Origin of the sequence: Manganibacter manganicus (genome assembly GCF_002075885.1) — a bacterium.
GTDB classification, from domain to species: Bacteria; Pseudomonadota; Alphaproteobacteria; order Rhizobiales; family Rhizobiaceae; genus Mesorhizobium; species Mesorhizobium manganicum.
On the sequence record NZ_MDET01000060.1, the window covers coordinates 113,379 to 131,703 of the forward strand.

The following is an 18,325-nucleotide window of genomic DNA, read 5'->3' on the forward strand; positions in this document are numbered from 1 at the left end:
ACCGATCCCAGTCCCGGAAAGGAGGAAACGCCATGGCCGCACTCACCGACACCACGATCCGACATGCGCTCAAGCGCGTCGAGATAAGCCAGAAGCAGGAAAACCTCGCCGATGGCGAAGGACGCGGCACCGGCCGTCTCGTCCTCGTTCTCAAGCCCATGCCGAAGCGCGTCACCGCCGACTGGATGGCGCAACAATGGCGCGACGGTAAGCGCACGAAGAAGAAGCTCGGCGCCTATCCCTCAATGTCGCTCGCCCAGGCCCGCGAAATCTTCAAGCGCGACTTTGCCGACGTCATCCAGAAAGGCCGGAGCATCAAGATCGCCACCGACACGCGCCCCGGCACGGTCGCCGATCTGTTCGAGGGCTATGTCGCCGCGCTCAAGGACGCCGGGAAGCCTTCTTGGAAGGAGACCGAAAAGGGTCTCAACAAGATCGCCGACACGCTTGGGCGCAATCGCCTCGCCCGCGAGATCGAGGCCGAGGAGATCATCGAGCTGATCCGCCCGATCTACGATCGCGGCGCGAAGTCGATGGCCGACCATGTGCGCTCCTATCTCCATGCCGCCTTCGCCTGGGGCATGAAGTCCGACAACGATTATCGGCAGCAGTCCTCCCGCCGCTTCCGCATCCCCTTCAATCCAGCGACAGGCATTCCGACCGAGCCCAAGGTCCAAGGCACGCGCTGGCTCGACGAGGATGAGTTCGTCCAGCTCTATCGTTGGCTCGAATGCCCCGATACGCCGGTCCATCCGTCCTACCCGCGCGCCGTGCAGATCATCATGCTGACCGGCCAGCGCGTCGAGGAGATCGCGCGCCTGCATGTCGATCAATGGGACGCCAAGGAGCGGATCATCGACTGGTCGAAGACCAAGAACGACCAGCCACACGCCGTTCCAGTGCCGTTGCTCGCCGCCGAATTGATCGAGTCGATCACGCCGAACGAATGGGGATGGTATTTCCCGTCGGCCAAAGACCCGTCAAAGCCGGTCAGCCACGGTACGCTCTATAGCTTCGTCTGGCGTCAGCGGGACCGCGGCGTGATCCCCTATGCGACGAACCGCGATCTCCGCCGCACCTTCAAGACGCTCGCCGGCAAGGCGGGCATATCGAAGGAAATCCGCGATCGCCTCCAGAACCACGCGCTGCAGGACGTCAGCTCCAAGCATTACGACCGCTGGCACTATATGGTCGAGAAGCGCGCGGGCATGGCGAAGTGGGACAAGTTCGTCCGCGCCATGCTGGCGAAGAAGCGCCTGAAGGCGGCCGCGTGATGACGCGACCGCCCAAATCCCCCGCCCCGCGTCGCGCCGGGACAGCCGCGCCGGCCGCCGACATCGACCCGCAAAGCTATGCAGCCTTCGTCGGCGACCTGAAGCAAAGGATCATCGAAGCCCGGCATCGCGCCAGCCTGTCGGTCAACCGCGAGATGATCCTGCTCTACTGGACCATCGGGCGGGATATTCTCACCCGGCAGGAGCGCGAGGGTTGGGGCGCCAAGGTCGTCGACCGGCTGGCCGGGGATCTCCGTCAGGCGTTCCCCGAAATGACCGGGCTTTCTTCCCGAAACCTCAAATATATGCGGGCCTTGGCCGATGCCTGGCCCGATCCCGAAATTGTGCAACGGGTCGTTGCACAATTGCCCTGGGGCCATAACGTCAGCCTGCTCGATACCGTGAAGGCGCCCGAAGAACGCGCCTGGTATGCCCGACAGGCCATCGAACATGGCTGGACGCGCCCCGTCCTCGTCCATCAGATCGAGAGCAATCTGTTCGTCCGCCAAGGCAGCGCGCTCACCAATTTCTCACGAACCTTGCCGGCCGCGCAATCCGAGCTTGCCCAACAGATTCTCAAAGACCCATACACCTTCGACTTCCTCTCGCTCGGCCCGGACATGCTGGAACGCGATCTGGAGCGCGGGCTGATCGAACATCTGCGCGCGATGATCCTCGAACTCGGCAAGGGCTTCGCCTTCGTCGGGAGCCAGTATCATCTCGAAGTCGGCGGTCAGGATTATTATCTCGACCTGCTTTTCTATCACCTCCGTCTGCGCTGCTTCGTGGTGATCGAGCTGAAGATCGAGGACTTCAAGCCCGAGTTCGCGGGCAAGATGAACTTCTACCTCTCGGCCGTTGACGACCAGCTCCGTCACCCGGACGACCAGCCGACCATCGGCATCATTCTCTGCAAGGGCCGCAACGAGGTGATCGTCGAATACACCTTGCGCGACACCAGCAAGCCGATGGGCGTCGCGCAATACCGGCTGTCGCCGGGCCTGCCGCCACAGCTTCAACGCGACCTGCCGACCGTCGAGGAGTTGGCGCGCGAATTTCCGCTCATGTCCGTCGTCAAGCTGCGCATCGAGATCGAGCGGACCTTGCGGGATTTCCTGATCGACAATGGCGGCACGCCGGAACGACCGGCCGGTATCGGCGAAATGGTGAGCGCCTTGCAGAAGCGCGAGATCGCACCCGCCAGTACGACACCGTTCCTCGCTTCGCTCCGCGTCATGCTGGAAGCCTCGCATGGTGTCGATGTGGACGGGACAAGCGCACAGCGCGCGATCGATGTCGGCACGACGTTCCTGGCGGAACTGAGGGAGCTGCGGGCGCGTGGCGGAAAGGACGGCTGAATGTTCCGCCGTCTGGCCGCCTGGATCGATAAGCGAAGACAGATTCGCCAACGCTGGCAGCAGGACGCGCGGGCGATGATCGCGACGCACGGCCATCACGCCTATTATGAAGCGCAGCGCCTCGCCGCACGCAGCCGCGCGCAGGGAAACAGGTCCGAGTTCTGGCATTGGGCCAAGGTCGCGTCAGAGGTCGCCCGCCTGTCCCCTGTCGTGGAAATGGACATGAACGTGGTGCAGGCCATCGCCGATGAGGAAATGCGATAGCTCCGGCATCCATGATGGTGGGGGAAAGCCTTCCCCCTGGCCGGCGCCAAGGTCACCGGCACACCCCCTTCTGCGGGGAGACCCCGCAACGCCCCCATGGCAGGCGATCGTCCCGCGCGATCGTCAAAGCATGAGATGCCCGAGAAGAAGAAGGCGACCGAATGCGATTCCTGTTTCCTCATAGTCACGCCTTTCGGAAGGGCCGCGTGACCGTCGACGATGACGGGCAAGCCGCGCCCGACTGCCTGGTCGAGTTCGGCGATGGCGTCACCGTCATCGCGGAGTGGCACGCCGAGGGCGATGCCATCCGTCTCGCCGTTCCCGACTATCGCACCGCGCGCGGGACGCTGGTCACGGCACAGACCTGGCGGCTCGCCAAGGGCAAGGACGGCAACTGGCGCTCGGAGCGCGTGGCCTGATTAGAAAGCCTGTCCCAACCGTATGCGCGACGTGTGGCTCATCAACGCGGACGCGGTGCTCGGGCAAAGCGCGGCGCCTGAAATCCTAGAGTGAGAGTGCGGACGGGTTTGCCGTGACGGGTCGAGGGCTGGGAGAGAGGCTTCCGGCGCCCGTCGCGGAGAACCGCGATGTCCAGACATGACCGCACCCCTCGCACCGGCGCCGACCGGGCGAACCTCTATGACGAAATCACCGGCAAAATCATCGCCGAGCTTGAAGCCGGACGTCTCCCCTGGGTCCAGCCATGGGGCACCGCGGCGGCGAAGGCCCCGCTCGGCCTGCCGAAGAACGCCAGCACCGGCCGTAGCTACAGTGGCATCAACATTCTGATCCTCTGGGGCGCCGTCGTTCAACATGGCTTCTCCGGCCAGGGCTGGCTCACCTTTCGTCAGGCCCTCTCGCTCGGCGGCAATGTCCGCAAGGGCGAGCGCGGCACCACCGTCGTCTATGCCGACCGCTTCACGCCGGAGGACGAGAAGCGCCGCGCCCATGAGGCCGGCGAGGAAGCCCACGCGATCCCGTTCCTGAAACGCTTCTCGGTGTTCAACACGGCGCAATGCGAGGGCCTGCCCGATGACATCGAGGCGGCCGTGCCCCCTCCGCCGCCCGGCCTCATCGAGCCGAAGGTCGAGGCGCTCATCAAAGCGACGGACATCGACTTCCGTATCAGCGGCAACAGGGCGTTCTACGTGCCGTCGCTCGACTATGTGCAAGTGCCTCCGCCGGCCGCCTATTTCGAGCCGATCAACTGGCACCGGACGGCGCTCCATGAACTCGGTCACGCCAGCGGCGCAGCGCACCGGCTGAACCGGAACCTCTCCGGCTCCTTCGGCACGAAGCTCTATTCGGTCGAGGAAATCACGGCCGAACTGATCTCCGCATTCTGCTGCGCCTCGCTCGGCATCGTCCCGACCGTGCGCCATGCGGACTATATCGGCTCCTGGCTGGAGGTGCTGCGCGAGGACAATCGCGCCATCGTCCGCGCCGCCTCGCAGGCCAGCAAGGCGGCGGACTGGCTCCTGTCCTTCCAGCCGGACGCCGAGAACCTGCCCGACGCCGACGACATGCGGAGGGCCGCATGATGCACGCGCTCGCTTTCCCCGGCTTCACGCCCGATCCCGGTCTCGCGGCCGACATCCAGTTGCGCGTCCTCAGTCTCGGCGCGGGCGTCCAGTCCACCACGCTCGCCCTGATGGCCGCGCATGGTGAAATCGGCCCCATGCCGGATTGTGCGATCTTCGCCGACACCGGCTGGGAGCCGAAGGCGGTTTATGAGCATCTGGCCTGGCTCCGATCGCCCAACGTCCTGCCGTTCCCTGTCCATATCGTCTCGGCCGGGGATTTGCGCGCAGACCTCATCTCCGCCTCGCGCGGTGAGCGATGGGCATCGATCCCGGCATTCACCCGCACGGTCACGCCCGCCGGCTCCGAACTGCCCGTCTATGACGAGGACGAGAACGGCGACCTTGTTCCCGTCGGCTCCCGCATTCTCAGGACCGAGCGCATCGGCGTCGGCATGATCCGCCGCCAATGCACCTCTTCCTACAAGATCGTGCCGATCCGCCGGAAGGTGCGCGAGCTACTCGGCATAGCCGGTCGGCGCTCGCCAGGATCGCCAGTCGCCGAGCAGTGGATCGGTATTTCTCTCGACGAGGCGCTTCGCATGAAGCCGTCCTTCGAGGACTGGCAGGTCAACCGCTGGCCGCTGATCGAGCGGGGTATGACCCGCAACGATTGCCTGCGCTGGCTCGCGCGGCACGACTATCCGCTGCCTCCCAAGAGCGCCTGCATCGGCTGCCCGTATCATTCGGATGCAGCGTGGCGCACCCTGCGCGACCAAGATCCCGAGGCGTGGGACGACGCCGTGTCGCTCGACGCCACGATCCGCACCGGCCTGCGCGGCATTCGTGGCGAAGTCTATCTTCACCGCTCCGCCGTGCCGCTGGGGGAAGCGGACCTGACGACGGCGGCCGATCACGGCCAGCTCGATCTCTGGCAGAACGAATGTGAGGGAATGTGCGGAATCTGATCGGCTGAAAGCCGGAAATACGGAAAGCCGGATGTGTGCGTCTGCGCCAATCCGGCGAGCATGGTGCGTGGCGCTGCCCTCCTAGAGTGAGAGGGCGGCGCTTCGCTTCGTGACGGATTGAGATCCGAGAGAGAGCCTCACGGAGTCCGTCATGGAGCAAAGACCATGGCCAAGGCCGCTTCCCGCAAGAAGAACCCCGTCGTCGCGATGATCGAGTTTTCCCGCTCGCGCGACATTCCGTTCAACCGCATCCGGCTGTCGGACAGCAATGTCCGCGAGATCGACGTCGAAAACGGTCTCGACGAGCTGACCCATGACATCGACCGGCGCGAAGACCTCGTGATGGGTCTCAATGTCCGTGCCATCCTCGACGATGCCGGCGTCGAGACCGGCGATTTCGAGACCCCGGCGGGCGGCCGGCGTTACCGCGCCATCGCCCGCCTTGTCGCGGCGGGCCGCTTCCCGGCCGATGGGCTGGTCCCCTGCTTGGTCAAGAAAGCCAACGCCAAGACCTCGGCCGTCGACGATTCCTACGCGGAGAACGTCGTCCGTCTCGCCCTGCATCCGCTCGACCAGTTCAAGGCGTTCAAGCGCATGGTCGACGGCGGCATGTCGAAGGAGGAAGTCGCCGACGCCTATCGCACCACGCCGCGCTACATTGGCCAGCGGCTCCGCCTCGCCCGCGTCGCGCAGTCCCTGCTGGACGCTTATGCGCGCAGCGAGATGACGCTGGCGATGCTGGAGGCGTTCACCGTCAACCCGGATCATGCCCGTCAGGAACAGGTCTGGGAGGCGATCCAGCGTTCGCACAATCGCCAGCCCTGGTACATTCGCGACCTCCTCACCGAAACGACCGTGCCGACTGACGACAAGCGCGCGCAGTTCGTCGGCGTCGAAGCCTATGAGCAGGCCGGCGGCGTGATGCTGCGCGACCTGTTCTCCGACGAGGACGAGGGCTGGCTGGAAAACCCCGCGCTGCTGGACCGGCTGGTCTCGGACAAGCTGAAGGTCATCGCCGATGAAGTCGCGGCGGAGGGCTGGAAGTGGATCGAGATCGATACCGATCTGCCTTACGGCCATGATCGCGGTCTTCGCGTCCTCAACGCCACCTTCCCCGATCTGAGCGAGGAGGATCGCGCCATTCGGGAGGCACTGCGCGAGGAATACGAGCGGCTCGAGGCGGAACACGCCGATTACGACGAGCTGCCCGATGACATCGACGCGCGCCTCGGCGAGATCGAGGCCGCGTTGAGCGTCTTCGAGAAGCGCCCGGCCATCTATGACGCTGCCGAGATCGCCCGCGCGGGCGTCTTCATCAGCATCGATCGCGCCGGCCAGCTTGTCGTCGCTCGCGGCTACGTCCGTCCCGAGGACGAGGCGCCCGTCACTGGCGATGGCGAGGACGCAGCCGGCGATGGCGAGACGGATGCCGAAAGCGGCGCGGTCGCGGCCCAGGCCAGCGTCCAGCGCGCCGTCATCACCATCGGCGGCGAGCCGGTCGATACGGAGGACGACGAGGATGACGCGATCAAGCCGCTCCCCGAACGGCTCGTGATCGAACTCACCGCCCATCGCACGCTCGCGCTCCACGACGCGCTCGCCAATAACCCGCATGTCGCGATGACCGCGCTCCTGCACCGCCTGGTCATGCAGCGTTATCACTACGCAGCGCCGACCGGCTGCATGGAGATCAGCGTGCGACAGCCGCATCTTGGCGTGCAGGGCAGCGATCTCAGCGACACGCCCTCGGCCAAGGCCATCGACGAACGCTTCGACGCCTGGAAGGCCGATGTTCCTTCCGACGAAGGCGCGGCCTGGGACTGGATCGCCGCGCTCGACGAGGCGAGCCGGATGGCGCTGCTGGCCCATTGCGTCAGCTACGGCGTCAACGCCCTCTACGAGCGGCCGAACCCCCACAGCGGTTCCGGCGTTTCGCAGTTCTGCCTTGATCGCCGCCTGTCCGGTGCAGACCGGATCGCCCGCGCCACCGGCTTCGACATGGTAGCGGATGGCGGCTGGAGGCCCACGGTCGACAACTATCTCGGCCGCGTCACCAAGCCCCGCATCCTCGAAGCCGTCCGCGAAGGTGCGGGCGAACGCGCCGCCCAACTCATCGCGCATCTGAAGAAGGGCGACATGGCGAAGGAAGCCGAACGCCTGCTGGCCGAAACCGGCTGGCTGCCCGAGCCGCTGCGCCTGGTCGAACTCGACGGTGACGCCGCGGACGATGGCGATGCCGGCGACGGCGAGGCCCTGCCGGACTTCCTGGCAGGCGATGGCGACGAGGACGAAGCCACCGAGGCCGAAGACGAGCACGTCGCTCTCGTCGCAGCCGAATGACTGAAACGGCGGGGAGCGGCCGAGGTCGCTTCCCGCCGCCTTTGTCGCATCCCCTTCAATCCGCCCGGCCTCGCGCCGGGCTTTTCATTTCAGGAGATCCTCATGGCTATCCCCGAACATGCCCGCACGAACTTCAACACCCTGTTGCGCGCGGCCGGCGACGGCAATCTTGCCCTCATGGAGTGCCTGGACGCCACTTCCGGCGAACTGCGCTACGTCCTCTGTGCGGTCGGCCGCGACGGAGGCGACATCATCATGACGCCGTTCGGGCACCTGGCGGACGGCAACCCCTATGACGCCTATCTGCCGCCCGATCCCGATAATCCGGCCGGCTTCCTCACGGCCGCACAATGCCAGGGCACGGCATGATGACCGTCGATGAGATATTCGCCGAGGACCGCCGCAATCCCCCCGCTGAACGCTCGCTTCCCTGGGAGGAAAACCGCGACGGCCTTGTCGTCGTCGTGGTGCCGAAACCGCATTGGGCTTCCGATATGGTCGCGTTCCGGCTGACCGATCGCGCCTGGTGCTACTATGCCGACTGGTGCGCGAACGGTCCCGGCGCGCGGTTCTTCGGCCATCCCGACACGCGCGGCGACGACGTGATGATGAGATCGCGGGCCATGATCGCCCGCGAACTCGCGGAGGGCCTCTGGGTGCCATGAGAGGCAGAGGGCCTTGGAGCCGGGACAGGTCCGGGCGGTGAAGAGAGAGCCGGTCGGACTTTTCCCGTTTCGCTCTCTGGAGACGCCTCCCATGTCCAATGATACGCTCGTGAAACCCTCCGCCACCCTCGTTCCCGAGGATCGGCGCGAGATGTTCCTGCCGACCCTGTTCGGCCTGCCGCTCCTGATCGTGGCCGAGAATGCGGTCTATTCCCTGATGGACCGCCTCAGCCCGCAGGACTATGGCGGCGGCTTCTGGAACTTCTATGAGATCGACGGGCAGCCGTTGTTCCTCGCACCAACCTCGAAGCCGCGTTTCCGCATCGAAAGCGAAATCACGGAATATCGCGGCGAGGTTTCGGCCGAGGCGGCAGGCATCATCGCCACGCTTTTCGCCTTCTCGCATCTGTCGTTCCGGTTCGAGTCCGACTTTCTCGCGCAAGGCTATGAGCGGCTTTACGGCTATCTCGACGGCCACCCCGAGGCGTCGGCGATATTCCAGGCCATCGATTGACCGGTCCATGCGCCCCATCATCCGGTGGGGCGCATTTTTCGTGCTGGCCACGGCCGTCATCCGAAGAGAGAGAGGCAGAGGCCGGTCGGCCTGTCCGTGACGGGTTACGAGGTGGAGGAGAGGCTTCCGCCGCCCGTCGCGGAGTTGATCCGATGACCATTGCCCGCCAATCCCGCGTCGCCCCGATCGGCGCCATTCTCGCCCGGCATGTCCTGCCGACCCTGCAACGCGCACAGAAACTCCCGTTGCGGATCTCCTGCATCGGCACCGCCTATTATGAGGGGATGGATGACGCCGATGGTTTCGACCAGATCGTCGCCATCGGCGAATGCCCGTCCCCCGAAGACGCCATGTCGCTCGCCAGCCGCCGCGTCGCGGCCGGCGACATCCGCGTCGGCACCGACGAGATGCTGCGCTTGCGCCCGCGCATCATCGTCATTCAGGACAGCGACCAGGGCCTTGTCATTGCAGGAATGATCCGGGCCGGGATCGTCCTCTGGCAGCAGCCCGTCGCATCCGACGCCGAGGCCCGCCGTGTCGTGACCGAGGCCAGCAAGCTGCGCGGCGCGGCCTTCACCGCGTCCGGTCGCGGCGAGCACGCCTCGGCCCGCGAACATCGCTACCGCGCCAGCCAGCTTGAAGCGCGGTTGGTCGATGCGCTCTGGCGCGAGACGGCGGCCGAGCTTCTGCGAATGCCGCTGGCCGCCTGACTTCCAACCACGCTTTTCCATCCATTCGACCCGGCCCTGCGCCGGGTTTTCCATTTCAGGAGCCTGACATGGCCAACTACCTTACGCATTTCTCGTGCCTGCTTAACGTCGGCACACCCGAAAACGCCGCTCGCGCGCTCGAACTCTACAACAAGCTCTCCGAGGAAGGAGCGTCCGAGGAGCCTCCCTCCGAGGGCTTTCTTCTCTCGATCGAACCCCAATATGGGGGGACCGAGCTTTGGATGCGCCATGACGAGACCGGCGATCCCGCGCGCATGATCCAGTTCGTCACGATCTGCGCGACCGAGTTCGGTCTGACAGGTCGTTGGGGCTTCCAATACGCCAACCTCTGCTCGCGGCCCCGCCTCGACGGCTTTGGCGGCGGCGCTCATGTCATCGACCTCGCCACCGGCGAGACGGTCGCCTGGATCTATACCGATGGCTGGCTCGACAAGGTGCTGCGCGGAGGCGATCCCGATGCCTGAGATCATCGAAACCACCGTCTATCAGCTCGGCGAGCTTTCCGACGCCGCCAAGGACATCGCGCGCGCCTGGTATCGTGAAGGCGGCTTCGACTACGAGTGGTATGATTCCGTCTTCGAGGATTTCCAGCGCATCGCGAAAATCCTCGGTATCTGCCTGAAAACCCGGTCCGTCCGCCTCATGGGCGGCGGCACCCGGCAGGAGCCGCAGATCGCGTTCACCGGCTTCTGGTCGCAGGGCAATGGCGCCAGCTATCAGGCGTTTTATGCCTTTCGCAAAAACGCCACCCGCGAAATTCGCGAGTACGCGCCGAAAGACACCCGCCTTCACGCCATCGCCGATGACCTGCTGGCGATCCAGCGCCGCAATTTCTATCAGCTCCGCGCCGATGTCAGTCATCGAGGCCGCTATTCCCATGAATATTGCATGGCGATCTCGGTCGAGCGGGACAGCCCCACGTATCAGGACATGACGGCCGATGCAGAAGACGCCGTGATCGAGGCGCTGCGTGATCTCGCCCGTTGGCTCTACCGGCAGCTCGAACGCGAATACGAATACCTCAGTTCGGACGAGGCCGTGGACGAGACGATCACCGCCAACCAATACACCTTCACCGAAACCGGACGCCGTTTCGGCTGACCTCGACAAGCGCCCCGCCACACGGCCGGGCGCTTGTTTCATGTCGGCTATCGCCACGGCTGTAGAGGCAGAGAGTGGCCGGGACGGGTTTGAGCCCGTCCGGTCCGAGAGAGAGCGCCGGCGGGCTTGCCCGTTTCCGCTCTCCCGAGGACTTCCCAATGAACACTTTGCTTCCCCTCGCCGATACGCTGCCGGCGACGCCGCTCGCTGCGCCCGGCGATTCTGCCGCCGCCGTCCGCGCGGCTGCCCTGCTCATCCTGCCGCATCTCGAACGCGGTGCGCGTGTCGATGCCGTTGCCCTGCGCGGCGCGATGGAGGCGGCCTTCGGCGGTTCCGACGCCACCGGCCTCTGGGACTGGAAAACCGCCTATGAGGCGTGCGAGGTCGCCACCGTCCTGTTCCTGCGCAAATACGGAAAGGCGCTTTTCCGCAAAGCCGGCTCGAAGGTCGCAGCACTCCCGCTGCTCGGCAAGATCGTCGGGCTTCTGCCGACCCATACCCGCCGCTCGCAGGAGAGCCAGGCGCTCCAACAATTCTCGACACCGATCCCGCTTGGCCTGGTCGCCACGACTGCCGCCGCGATCACGACCGCCGACCGCGTGCTGGAGCCATCGGCCGGGACCGGACTTCTGGCGATCCTCGCCGAGATCGCCGGCGGCTCGCTCGTGCTGAACGAACTGGCCGACACGCGCGCCGCGCTCCTTTCCTCTCTCTTTCCGGCCATTGCCGTCACCCGCTTCGACGCGGCCCAGATCGACGATCATCTCGACGCCGCCACCGTTCCGTCTGTCGTGCTCATGAACCCGCCGTTCTCGGCCATGGTCCATGTCGAGGGCCGCGTGGCCGACGCCGCGTTCCGCCATGTCGCCTCCGCGCTCGCGCGCCTGGCGCCCGGCGGCCGCCTCGTTGCGATCACCGGCTCGAACTTCGGCCCGGAGGCTCCGGCCTGGACCGACGCCTTCGCCCGTCTGCAGGAGCGCGGCCGCGTCGTCTTCTCCGCCGGGATCGACGGCAGCGTTTACGCCAAGCATGGCACGACCTTCGCCACGCGGCTCACCGTCATCGACAAGCTGCCCGCCGATGATCCCACGGTCTTCCCGGTCTCGCCGGGCACCGCGCCGGATGCCGCGACCCTTATGGACTGGATCGGCGCACATCTACCGCCGCGCCTGCCGGTCGATCCCTCCGTCATCGTTCCAGCCGCGGCACCCGCCGCCGCGCGCAGCGTGCGCGGCTATCTCAACCGTGCCGCCAGGATCGCGCCCGCCGCTGTCGCGACTGAGCCGGAAGGCGTCGCGCTCGCCTATGAGATCGTCGACACGCTGCCCGAAGCCGGAACCACCGACGATGGCCGTATCTCCGACGCCATCTATGAAGAGTACGGATTGCAGGCGATCCGTATTTCCGGTTCTCAGGCCCATCCGACCAAGCTGGTGCAGTCGGCGGCGATGGCGTCCGTCGCGCCGCCGAAGCCGAGCTATCGCCCGCATCTCCCCGCCAACATCCGCGATCTCCTGTCCGACGCCCAGCTCGAAACGCTGGTCTATGCGGGCGAAGCCCATTCGGACTATCTCGCCGGTTCGTGGACGGTGGACGAGACGTTCGATCTCGTCTCGGCCGCGCGCGACGATGCCGAGAAGGCCGTGCGCTTCCGGCGCGGCTTCTTCATCGGCGACGGCACCGGCGTCGGCAAGGGCCGCCAGTCCGCCGCGATCATCCTCGACAACTGGCTTCAGGGCCGGCGCAAGGCGGTCTGGATCTCCAAATCCGACAAGCTGCTGGAGGACGCCCAACGCGACTGGAGCGCGCTCGGCATGGAGCGCCTGCTTGTCACGCCACTGTCACGCTTCCCGCAAGGGCGGCCGATCACGCTGCCCGAAGGCGTCCTATTTACAACCTACGCCACGCTACGGGGCGACGACCGCGGCGAGCGGGTTTCCAGGGTCAAGCAGATCGTCGAATGGTTGGGCTCCGATTTCGATGGAGCCATCATTTTCGACGAGGCGCACGCGATGCAGAATGCCGCCGGAGGCAAGGGTGAACGCGGCGACGTCGCCGCCTCGCAGCAGGGCCGCGCCGGGCTTCGCCTCCAGCACGCGCTCCCGAACGCCCGCATCACCTATGTCTCGGCGACCGGCGCCACCTCCGTCCACAATCTCGCCTATGCCCAGCGGCTCGGTCTCTGGGGCGGCGAGGATTTCCCGTTCTCGACCAGGGCCGAGTTTGTCGAGGCGATCGAAGCCGGCGGCGTCGCGGCGATGGAGGTTCTGGCTCGCGACCTTCGGGCGCTTGGCCTCTACACCGCCCGCTCGCTTTCCTTCGACGGCGTGGAATATGAGCTGGTCGAGCACGCGCTTAGCCCTGAGCAGACCCGCATCTACGACGCCTATGCCGGGGCCTTCGCCATCATCCATAACAATCTCGACGCGGCGATGGAGGCCGCCAACATCACCGGATCGTCCGGCACGCTGAACAAGCAGGCGAAGTCCGCCGCCCGCTCGGCCTTCGAGTCCGCCAAGCAGCGTTTCTTCGGCCATCTGCTCACCAGCATGAAAACGCCGACCCTGATCCGGTCGATCACCGCCGATCTGGAAGCCGGTCATTCCGCCGTGATCCAGATCGTCTCGACCGGCGAGGCGCTGACGGAGCGGCGTCTGGCCGACATCCCGACAGAAGAATGGAACGATATTCGGGCGGACATCACGCCGCGCGAATATGTCCTGTCCTACCTCGAAACCAGCTTCCCGGTTCAGCTCTACGAGCCGTTCACCGACAGCGACGGCAAGGTCTCGTCGCGTCCGGTCATGCGTGACGGCCAGCCCGTCGAAAGCCGGGAGGCTGTCGCCCGCCGCACCGCGCTGATCGAGAAGCTGGCGAGCCTGCCGGCCGTCCCCGGCGCGCTCGACCAGATCGTTCAGCACTTCGGCACCGACATGGTGGCCGAGGTGACGGGCCGCTCGCGCCGGATCGTCCGCAAGGGCCAGCGGCTCGTGGTGGAGAACCGCGCCGCGTCCGCCAATCTCGCCGAGACGCAGGCGTTCATGGACGACAACAAGCGCGTCCTGATCTTCTCCGACGCCGGCGGCACGGGACGCAGCTACCACGCCGAGCTGTCGGCGCGGAACACGCGCCTGCGCGTCCATTACCTCCTCGAACCCGGCTGGAAGGCCGACGCCGCCATCCAGGGCCTCGGCCGCACGCACCGCACCAATCAGGCGCAGCCGCCGCTCTTCCGCCCGATCGCGACGGACGTGAAGGCCGAGAAGCGCTTCCTGTCGACCATCGCTCGCCGCCTCGACACGCTCGGCGCCATCACGCGGGGCCAGCGCCAGACGGGCGGGCAAGGTCTGTTCCGCCCCGAAGACAATCTGGAAAGCCCCTATGCGCGCGATGCGCTGCGCCAGCTCTACATGCTGCTGGTGCGCGGCAAGGTCGAAGGCTGCTCGCTCGACCGTTTCGAGTCCGCCACCGGCCTGAAGCTTATGGATTCGACCGGCATCAAGGACGAGCTGCCGCCGATCACCACCTTCCTCAATCGGCTACTGGCGCTGACCATCGAGCTTCAGGGCGTCCTCTTCACCGCCTTCGAACAATTGCTGACGGCGCGCATCGAGGGGGCCATCGCCAGCGGCACCTATGACGCCGGGTTGGAGACGCTGACCGCCGAGCGGTTCATCGTCACCGACCGCAAGACCATCTATGTCCATCCCGGCACCGGCGCGGAAACCCGACTGCTGACCATCACGCAGCGCGAGCGCAATCGTCCGCTGACGCTGGACGCAGCACTCGGCCATCTCGATGACCGGCGCGCGAAGCTCCTCGTCAACGAGCGTTCCGGCCGGGCCGCCGTGCAGGTGCCGACCACCAGCATCATGCTCGACGATGGCGAGATCGAGCGCCGCGTTCGCCTGTTGCGCCCGATGGAGGGGCATAACATTCCCCTCAAGACCATGGCCGAAACGCACTGGATCGAGGCCGATCAAGATGCGTTCGCCGCCGCCTGGAACGCCGAGATCGCCGAGGTGCCGGAGTTTGCCGACAGCACGATCCATGTCGTCACCGGCTTGCTGCTCCCCATCTGGAAACGCCTGCCGAATGAATCGACGCGCGTGTATCGCCTCCAGACCGATGACGGTGAACGCATCATCGGCCGCAAGGTCTCTCCGGCCTGGGCCGCCAACGCGACCACGACCGGCACGACCGCGCTCAAGCCCGATGACGCCTTCATGGCGCTGATGGACGGTCGCACGATCCTCGATCTCGCCGAGGGCCTTCAGCTTCGGCGCGCTCGCGTCATGGGCGCGAACCGCATCGAACTCTCCGGCTTCACCGACACCATGCGCGAGCGGCTCACCGCCTATGGCCTGTTCCACGAAATCATCTCGTGGAAGCTGCGCATGTTCGTGCCGGTCGACGCCAATGGGCCGATCGTGCTCGCAAAGCTGCTCGAACGCTGGCCTGTCGAGCGCATCGGTGAGCGGGAGGCGGCGTAAATGGCTCGCCTCGCAGCTTCCGAACTGGCGATCCGTCTCGGCCGACACGCCGAGGCGGTTTGCCGTCATTATCTGTCGTCCGGCCACCGAGCCGGACGATACTGGCAGGTCGGCGACGTCCGCAACACGCCGGGCCGGTCGATGTTCGTCCGGCTGACCGGGCCGGAAACCGGCAAGGGCGCAGCGGGCAAATGGACGGATTCCGCGACTGGCGAGCATGGCGATCTTCTCGACGTCATCCGCGAAAGCTGCGGGCTGATCGACTTCAAGGACGTCGCCGACGAGGCCCGGTCCTTCCTCGCCTTGCCGCATCCTGAACCCGAACCGGGGAAGCGTGACTGGCGACCGGCATCGGCGCCGGCGGGATCGCCCGAAGCCTCGCGGCGGCTCCTTGCCATGGCGAAGCCCATCGGACGGACGCTCGTGGAAACGTATTTGCGCAATCGCGCCATTACGGCTTTGCACGAAACCGGAGCCCTGCGCTTCCACCCCCGCTGCTACTATCGGGCCGACGAGAACGCGCCGACCGAGACCTGGCCGGCGATGATCGCTGCCGTCACCGACCCCGCCGGCACCATTACGGGCGCGCACCGCACCTGGCTCGATCCCGGCGGCTTCACCGAGGCGCGTCTTGGCCGTGCGCCGATCGAGACGCCCCGGCGCGCGATGGGTGATCTCCTAGGAAACGCCGTCCGCTTCGGCATGGGCAGCGAGGTGATGACGGCCGGCGAAGGCATCGAAACGGTACTGTCCGTCCGCACGGTTCTGCCCGCTATGCCGTCTCTGGCGGCGCTCTCGGCGGCCCATCTCAGCGCCATCCTGTTCCCGACGACGCTGCGGCGGCTCTATATCGCCCGCGACAACGATCCGGCCGGCGATGGTGCGATGGCGACCCTGACGGAGCGTGCGAGCGCAGTCGGGATCGAGGCGGTCGTGCTCACGCCACGGCTCGGTGACTTCAACGAAGATCTCAGGCTCCTCGGCCACGACTCATTGGCGGCACGGCTGCGGGACCAGATCGTCTCGCAGGACATAGCACGCTTCATGGTGCTGGCGGCCTGATCGGTCACGGTCAGGTGCAGCGGCAACGCGGTATCGCGGGGCCGGTTCAGCCATGGCGATCTGCCTCCGGCGCGGAGAGGCCACACCCACGGCCTTCTGAGAGGGCGATCGGGGCGTCAGGCGGGCCGGACAGGCAATGCCGGTTGCCAACGATTTTCCGCCGCGCCGCACCCACCCCACGCGACAAGTCGCGCGGGGACCCCGGCTGGGGCGCTTTGCATCGCGAAGCAAAATCGCCGGCCCCCGTCATCCTCCTCTGCGTTCCGGCCTCCCGCTGCGCGTCCGGTGCAGGTCCGTCCCGCCCGCCGCCTTTCGTCGCCACGAAGGCCGCGATGGGCGCGGCCACGAGCCGAAGGCAGACCACCATGACCGAACACCACGACACCGACTACGAGCCGCACCACGAATCTTCCCCGACCGATCACGTCCTTCAGGAACTGGCGCTCTACGGCTACCGTCCCTTCGAGGACGAACCCGACCCGCGACCGCTCCCCGAGGGCAATGTCGTGGCCGGCAGCATCGCCGACATCTTCGACGCCCTCGTGGTGGCGCTCTCGGACACCCGCCTGGAACCCGACCTCGAAGAACTGCTCTGGGGCACGGTCAACCTCTTCCAGCGCGCGGGCGACCGGATCGCGCGCGAGCTGGACGACAACGAAGTCGCGCAGCGCCGCCTTCAACGGGAACAGGACGGCTCCGAGGTGAAGTCCGTCGAACTGGAGCGCCTGACGGCAGAGGGTCAGACCCTTCTCGAACGGCGCGACGCCTTCGAGCTGATGCGCGACCAGGCCGCCGAACACTTCGAGCGCCACACCCACTCCGTCTGGCGGCCGCGCACGGGTTCCATGGTCAACCATCGCAACCTGACCGCCGCGATGATCGACAGCCGCGACTTCCTCGCCGCGAAGAAGCAGGCCGAGAACGAGGTGCTCCTTCCGCCCGGCCCGAAAGTGGCCTTCACCGGCGGGCTCGACTACAACGACCACCGCCTGATCTGGGCCAAGCTCGATCAGGTTCACGCCAAACACCCCGACATGGTGCTGCTGCACGGTGGAAGCCCGAAGGGCGCCGAACTCATCGCCTCGAAATGGGCCAGCAACCGCAAGGTTACGCAAATCCCCTTCAAGCCCGACTGGACGAAGCACGCCAAGGCAGCGCCGTTCAAGCGCAACGATGCGATGCTCGACACCATGCCGATCGGGGTCATTCACTTCCCCGGAACCGGGATTCAGGACAATCTCGCGGACAAGGCCCGCAAGCTCGGCATCCCGGTCATGAAGTTCGACGGCGGCGCGTAAGCGCCGCCGAAAGGCGGCTGCAACAGCCGCCAATACTTGACGACACGGCAATGAGAAGGCTTTTATGATGTTTCCTTGCAGAACCGGCGAAGCAGCATAGTCGCAGGCGGAGCGTATCTCCGGGCAGCCTGTCGTGATCCTCAACCATTCAAGTGGAGGTTTCCATGACGCTGATCCTTCTTGCCATCTCGCTCACCATCACCTTCTGCGTGATCGCCTGGCATCTCGCCATCTACGCGCTGCCTGTGATGACGGGCATCACCGCGTTCCAATATGTCTATGCGACAGGCTCGGGCTTCTGGTTTTCCGCCCTTGCGGCCATCGGTGCGGCCATAGGCTCCGTCGTGCTGGTGATCGCCGTGCTTGGCTTTGCGAAAAACCCCGCCTTGCGTCTGATCGCGCTCGCCATCTTCGCCATTCCGGCCGTGATCGCCGGTTTCGCGCTGGTTCATGGCGTGACCAAGCACATGATCGACTCGGCCATCGCCATCAATATCCTCGGCGGGATCGGCGGTTTGGTCATCGGCATAGCGGCGGTGCTGAACCTCAATGCGGTCGGAACGGCTGCGCTTTCGCGTTGATCGTGCTGTTCCGATGATCCTCGCGGCATGGGCCGGGAAGGATGGGTGTCGCCCTTCGGGCCGCTCATTCGGCTGCGCCGGAACCACGCTTGATGAGCGCGTTTCCGCCATTCGGCTTCAATCGCTGACACGGGGTGGTGGCGATCCATCGCTCCC

17 protein-coding genes are annotated in these 18,325 nt (G+C 65.9%); all 17 read left to right on the forward strand.

Going from position 1 to position 18,325, the window contains the following annotated elements:
* Positions 1–32: 32 nt before the first annotated feature.
* The 17 genes from BFN67_RS23530 (at position 33) to BFN67_RS23610 (ending at position 18,169) form a co-directional block, all read left to right on the forward strand.
* On the forward strand, positions 33–1,274 hold the full coding sequence (locus BFN67_RS23530) for a tyrosine-type recombinase/integrase (protein WP_080921879.1): 1,242 nt from the start codon (positions 33–35) through the stop codon (positions 1,272–1,274).
* Positions 1,274–2,632, forward strand: coding sequence for a PDDEXK nuclease domain-containing protein (locus BFN67_RS23535; RefSeq protein WP_080921880.1), 1,359 nt, complete (start codon positions 1,274–1,276; stop codon positions 2,630–2,632). Before BFN67_RS23530 ends, BFN67_RS23535 begins: the two co-directional genes overlap by 1 nt.
* A complete protein-coding gene (locus BFN67_RS23540; protein ID WP_080921881.1) occupies positions 2,633–2,896 on the forward strand; it encodes a hypothetical protein in 264 nt (87 codons plus the stop codon).
* A 161-nt stretch (positions 2,897–3,057) separates the two neighbouring features.
* A complete protein-coding gene (locus tag BFN67_RS23545; RefSeq protein WP_080921882.1) occupies positions 3,058–3,315 on the forward strand; it encodes a hypothetical protein in 258 nt (85 codons plus the stop codon).
* 168 nt (positions 3,316–3,483) lie between these two features.
* Positions 3,484–4,437, forward strand: coding sequence for an ArdC family protein (locus BFN67_RS23550; RefSeq protein WP_080921883.1), 954 nt, complete (start codon positions 3,484–3,486; stop codon positions 4,435–4,437).
* Complete coding sequence (locus BFN67_RS23555) at positions 4,437–5,384, forward strand: hypothetical protein (RefSeq protein ID WP_080921945.1); 948 nt, start codon at positions 4,437–4,439, stop codon at positions 5,382–5,384. Before BFN67_RS23550 ends, BFN67_RS23555 begins: the two co-directional genes overlap by 1 nt.
* A gap of 165 nt (positions 5,385–5,549) precedes the next feature.
* Positions 5,550–7,724, forward strand: a complete 2,175-nt coding sequence (locus BFN67_RS23560; protein WP_080921884.1) for a ParB/RepB/Spo0J family partition protein — start codon at positions 5,550–5,552, stop codon at positions 7,722–7,724.
* A gap of 102 nt (positions 7,725–7,826) precedes the next feature.
* Complete coding sequence (locus tag BFN67_RS23565; protein ID WP_080921885.1) at positions 7,827–8,093, forward strand: DUF6117 family protein; 267 nt, start codon at positions 7,827–7,829, stop codon at positions 8,091–8,093.
* A complete protein-coding gene (locus BFN67_RS23570) occupies positions 8,090–8,389 on the forward strand; it encodes a hypothetical protein (RefSeq protein ID WP_080921886.1) in 300 nt (99 codons plus the stop codon). Before BFN67_RS23565 ends, BFN67_RS23570 begins: the two co-directional genes overlap by 4 nt.
* 91 nt (positions 8,390–8,480) lie before the next feature.
* Positions 8,481–8,903, forward strand: coding sequence for an antirestriction protein (locus BFN67_RS23575; RefSeq protein ID WP_080921887.1), 423 nt, complete (start codon positions 8,481–8,483; stop codon positions 8,901–8,903).
* A 152-nt stretch (positions 8,904–9,055) separates the two neighbouring features.
* Complete coding sequence (locus BFN67_RS23580) at positions 9,056–9,613, forward strand: hypothetical protein (RefSeq protein WP_080921888.1); 558 nt, start codon at positions 9,056–9,058, stop codon at positions 9,611–9,613.
* 68 nt (positions 9,614–9,681) lie between these two features.
* Positions 9,682–10,098: a hypothetical protein gene (locus BFN67_RS23585; RefSeq protein ID WP_080921889.1), complete on the forward strand. Its 417-nt coding sequence runs from the start codon at positions 9,682–9,684 to the stop codon at positions 10,096–10,098.
* Positions 10,091–10,735 carry an antitoxin of toxin-antitoxin stability system gene (locus tag BFN67_RS23590; protein WP_080921890.1) on the forward strand — a complete coding sequence of 215 codons (645 nt, stop codon included), beginning with the start codon at positions 10,091–10,093 and terminating at the stop codon, positions 10,733–10,735. The genes BFN67_RS23585 and BFN67_RS23590 overlap by 8 nt, the downstream gene beginning before the upstream one ends.
* 158 nt (positions 10,736–10,893) lie before the next feature.
* A complete protein-coding gene (locus BFN67_RS23595) occupies positions 10,894–15,228 on the forward strand; it encodes a strawberry notch-like NTP hydrolase domain-containing protein (protein ID WP_080921891.1) in 4,335 nt (1,444 codons plus the stop codon).
* Positions 15,229–16,290, forward strand: a complete 1,062-nt coding sequence (locus tag BFN67_RS23600; protein ID WP_080921892.1) for a DUF7146 domain-containing protein — start codon at positions 15,229–15,231, stop codon at positions 16,288–16,290.
* Between the two features lie 365 nt (positions 16,291–16,655).
* On the forward strand, positions 16,656–17,588 hold the full coding sequence (locus BFN67_RS23605) for a DUF2493 domain-containing protein (RefSeq protein WP_080921946.1): 933 nt from the start codon (positions 16,656–16,658) through the stop codon (positions 17,586–17,588).
* Between the two features lie 164 nt (positions 17,589–17,752).
* Positions 17,753–18,169: a hypothetical protein gene (locus BFN67_RS23610; protein ID WP_080921893.1), complete on the forward strand. Its 417-nt coding sequence runs from the start codon at positions 17,753–17,755 to the stop codon at positions 18,167–18,169.
* Positions 18,170–18,325: the final 156 nt, after the last annotated feature.

What these genes read in the sequence shown, in the direction of transcription:
- BFN67_RS23530 (WP_080921879.1), top strand. Translation starts at nt 33, where the DNA reads ATGGCCGCACTCACCGACACCACGATCCGACATGCGCTCAAGCGCGTC.
- BFN67_RS23610 (WP_080921893.1), top strand. Translation starts at nt 17,753, where the DNA reads ATGACGCTGATCCTTCTTGCCATCTCGCTCACCATCACCTTCTGCGTG.
- BFN67_RS23585 (WP_080921889.1), top strand. Translation starts at nt 9,682, where the DNA reads ATGGCCAACTACCTTACGCATTTCTCGTGCCTGCTTAACGTCGGCACA.
- BFN67_RS23595 (WP_080921891.1), top strand. Translation starts at nt 10,894, where the DNA reads ATGAACACTTTGCTTCCCCTCGCCGATACGCTGCCGGCGACGCCGCTC.
- BFN67_RS23565 (WP_080921885.1), top strand. Translation starts at nt 7,827, where the DNA reads ATGGCTATCCCCGAACATGCCCGCACGAACTTCAACACCCTGTTGCGC.
- BFN67_RS23590 (WP_080921890.1), top strand. Translation starts at nt 10,091, where the DNA reads ATGCCTGAGATCATCGAAACCACCGTCTATCAGCTCGGCGAGCTTTCC.
- BFN67_RS23555 (WP_080921945.1), top strand. Translation starts at nt 4,437, where the DNA reads ATGCACGCGCTCGCTTTCCCCGGCTTCACGCCCGATCCCGGTCTCGCG.
- BFN67_RS23600 (WP_080921892.1), top strand. Translation starts at nt 15,229, where the DNA reads ATGGCTCGCCTCGCAGCTTCCGAACTGGCGATCCGTCTCGGCCGACAC.
- BFN67_RS23570 (WP_080921886.1), top strand. Translation starts at nt 8,090, where the DNA reads ATGATGACCGTCGATGAGATATTCGCCGAGGACCGCCGCAATCCCCCC.
- BFN67_RS23550 (WP_080921883.1), top strand. Translation starts at nt 3,484, where the DNA reads ATGTCCAGACATGACCGCACCCCTCGCACCGGCGCCGACCGGGCGAAC.
- BFN67_RS23580 (WP_080921888.1), top strand. Translation starts at nt 9,056, where the DNA reads ATGACCATTGCCCGCCAATCCCGCGTCGCCCCGATCGGCGCCATTCTC.
- BFN67_RS23540 (WP_080921881.1), top strand. Translation starts at nt 2,633, where the DNA reads ATGTTCCGCCGTCTGGCCGCCTGGATCGATAAGCGAAGACAGATTCGC.
- BFN67_RS23545 (WP_080921882.1), top strand. Translation starts at nt 3,058, where the DNA reads ATGCGATTCCTGTTTCCTCATAGTCACGCCTTTCGGAAGGGCCGCGTG.
- BFN67_RS23605 (WP_080921946.1), top strand. Translation starts at nt 16,656, where the DNA reads ATGACCGAACACCACGACACCGACTACGAGCCGCACCACGAATCTTCC.
- BFN67_RS23535 (WP_080921880.1), top strand. Translation starts at nt 1,274, where the DNA reads ATGACGCGACCGCCCAAATCCCCCGCCCCGCGTCGCGCCGGGACAGCC.
- BFN67_RS23575 (WP_080921887.1), top strand. Translation starts at nt 8,481, where the DNA reads ATGTCCAATGATACGCTCGTGAAACCCTCCGCCACCCTCGTTCCCGAG.
- BFN67_RS23560 (WP_080921884.1), top strand. Translation starts at nt 5,550, where the DNA reads ATGGCCAAGGCCGCTTCCCGCAAGAAGAACCCCGTCGTCGCGATGATC.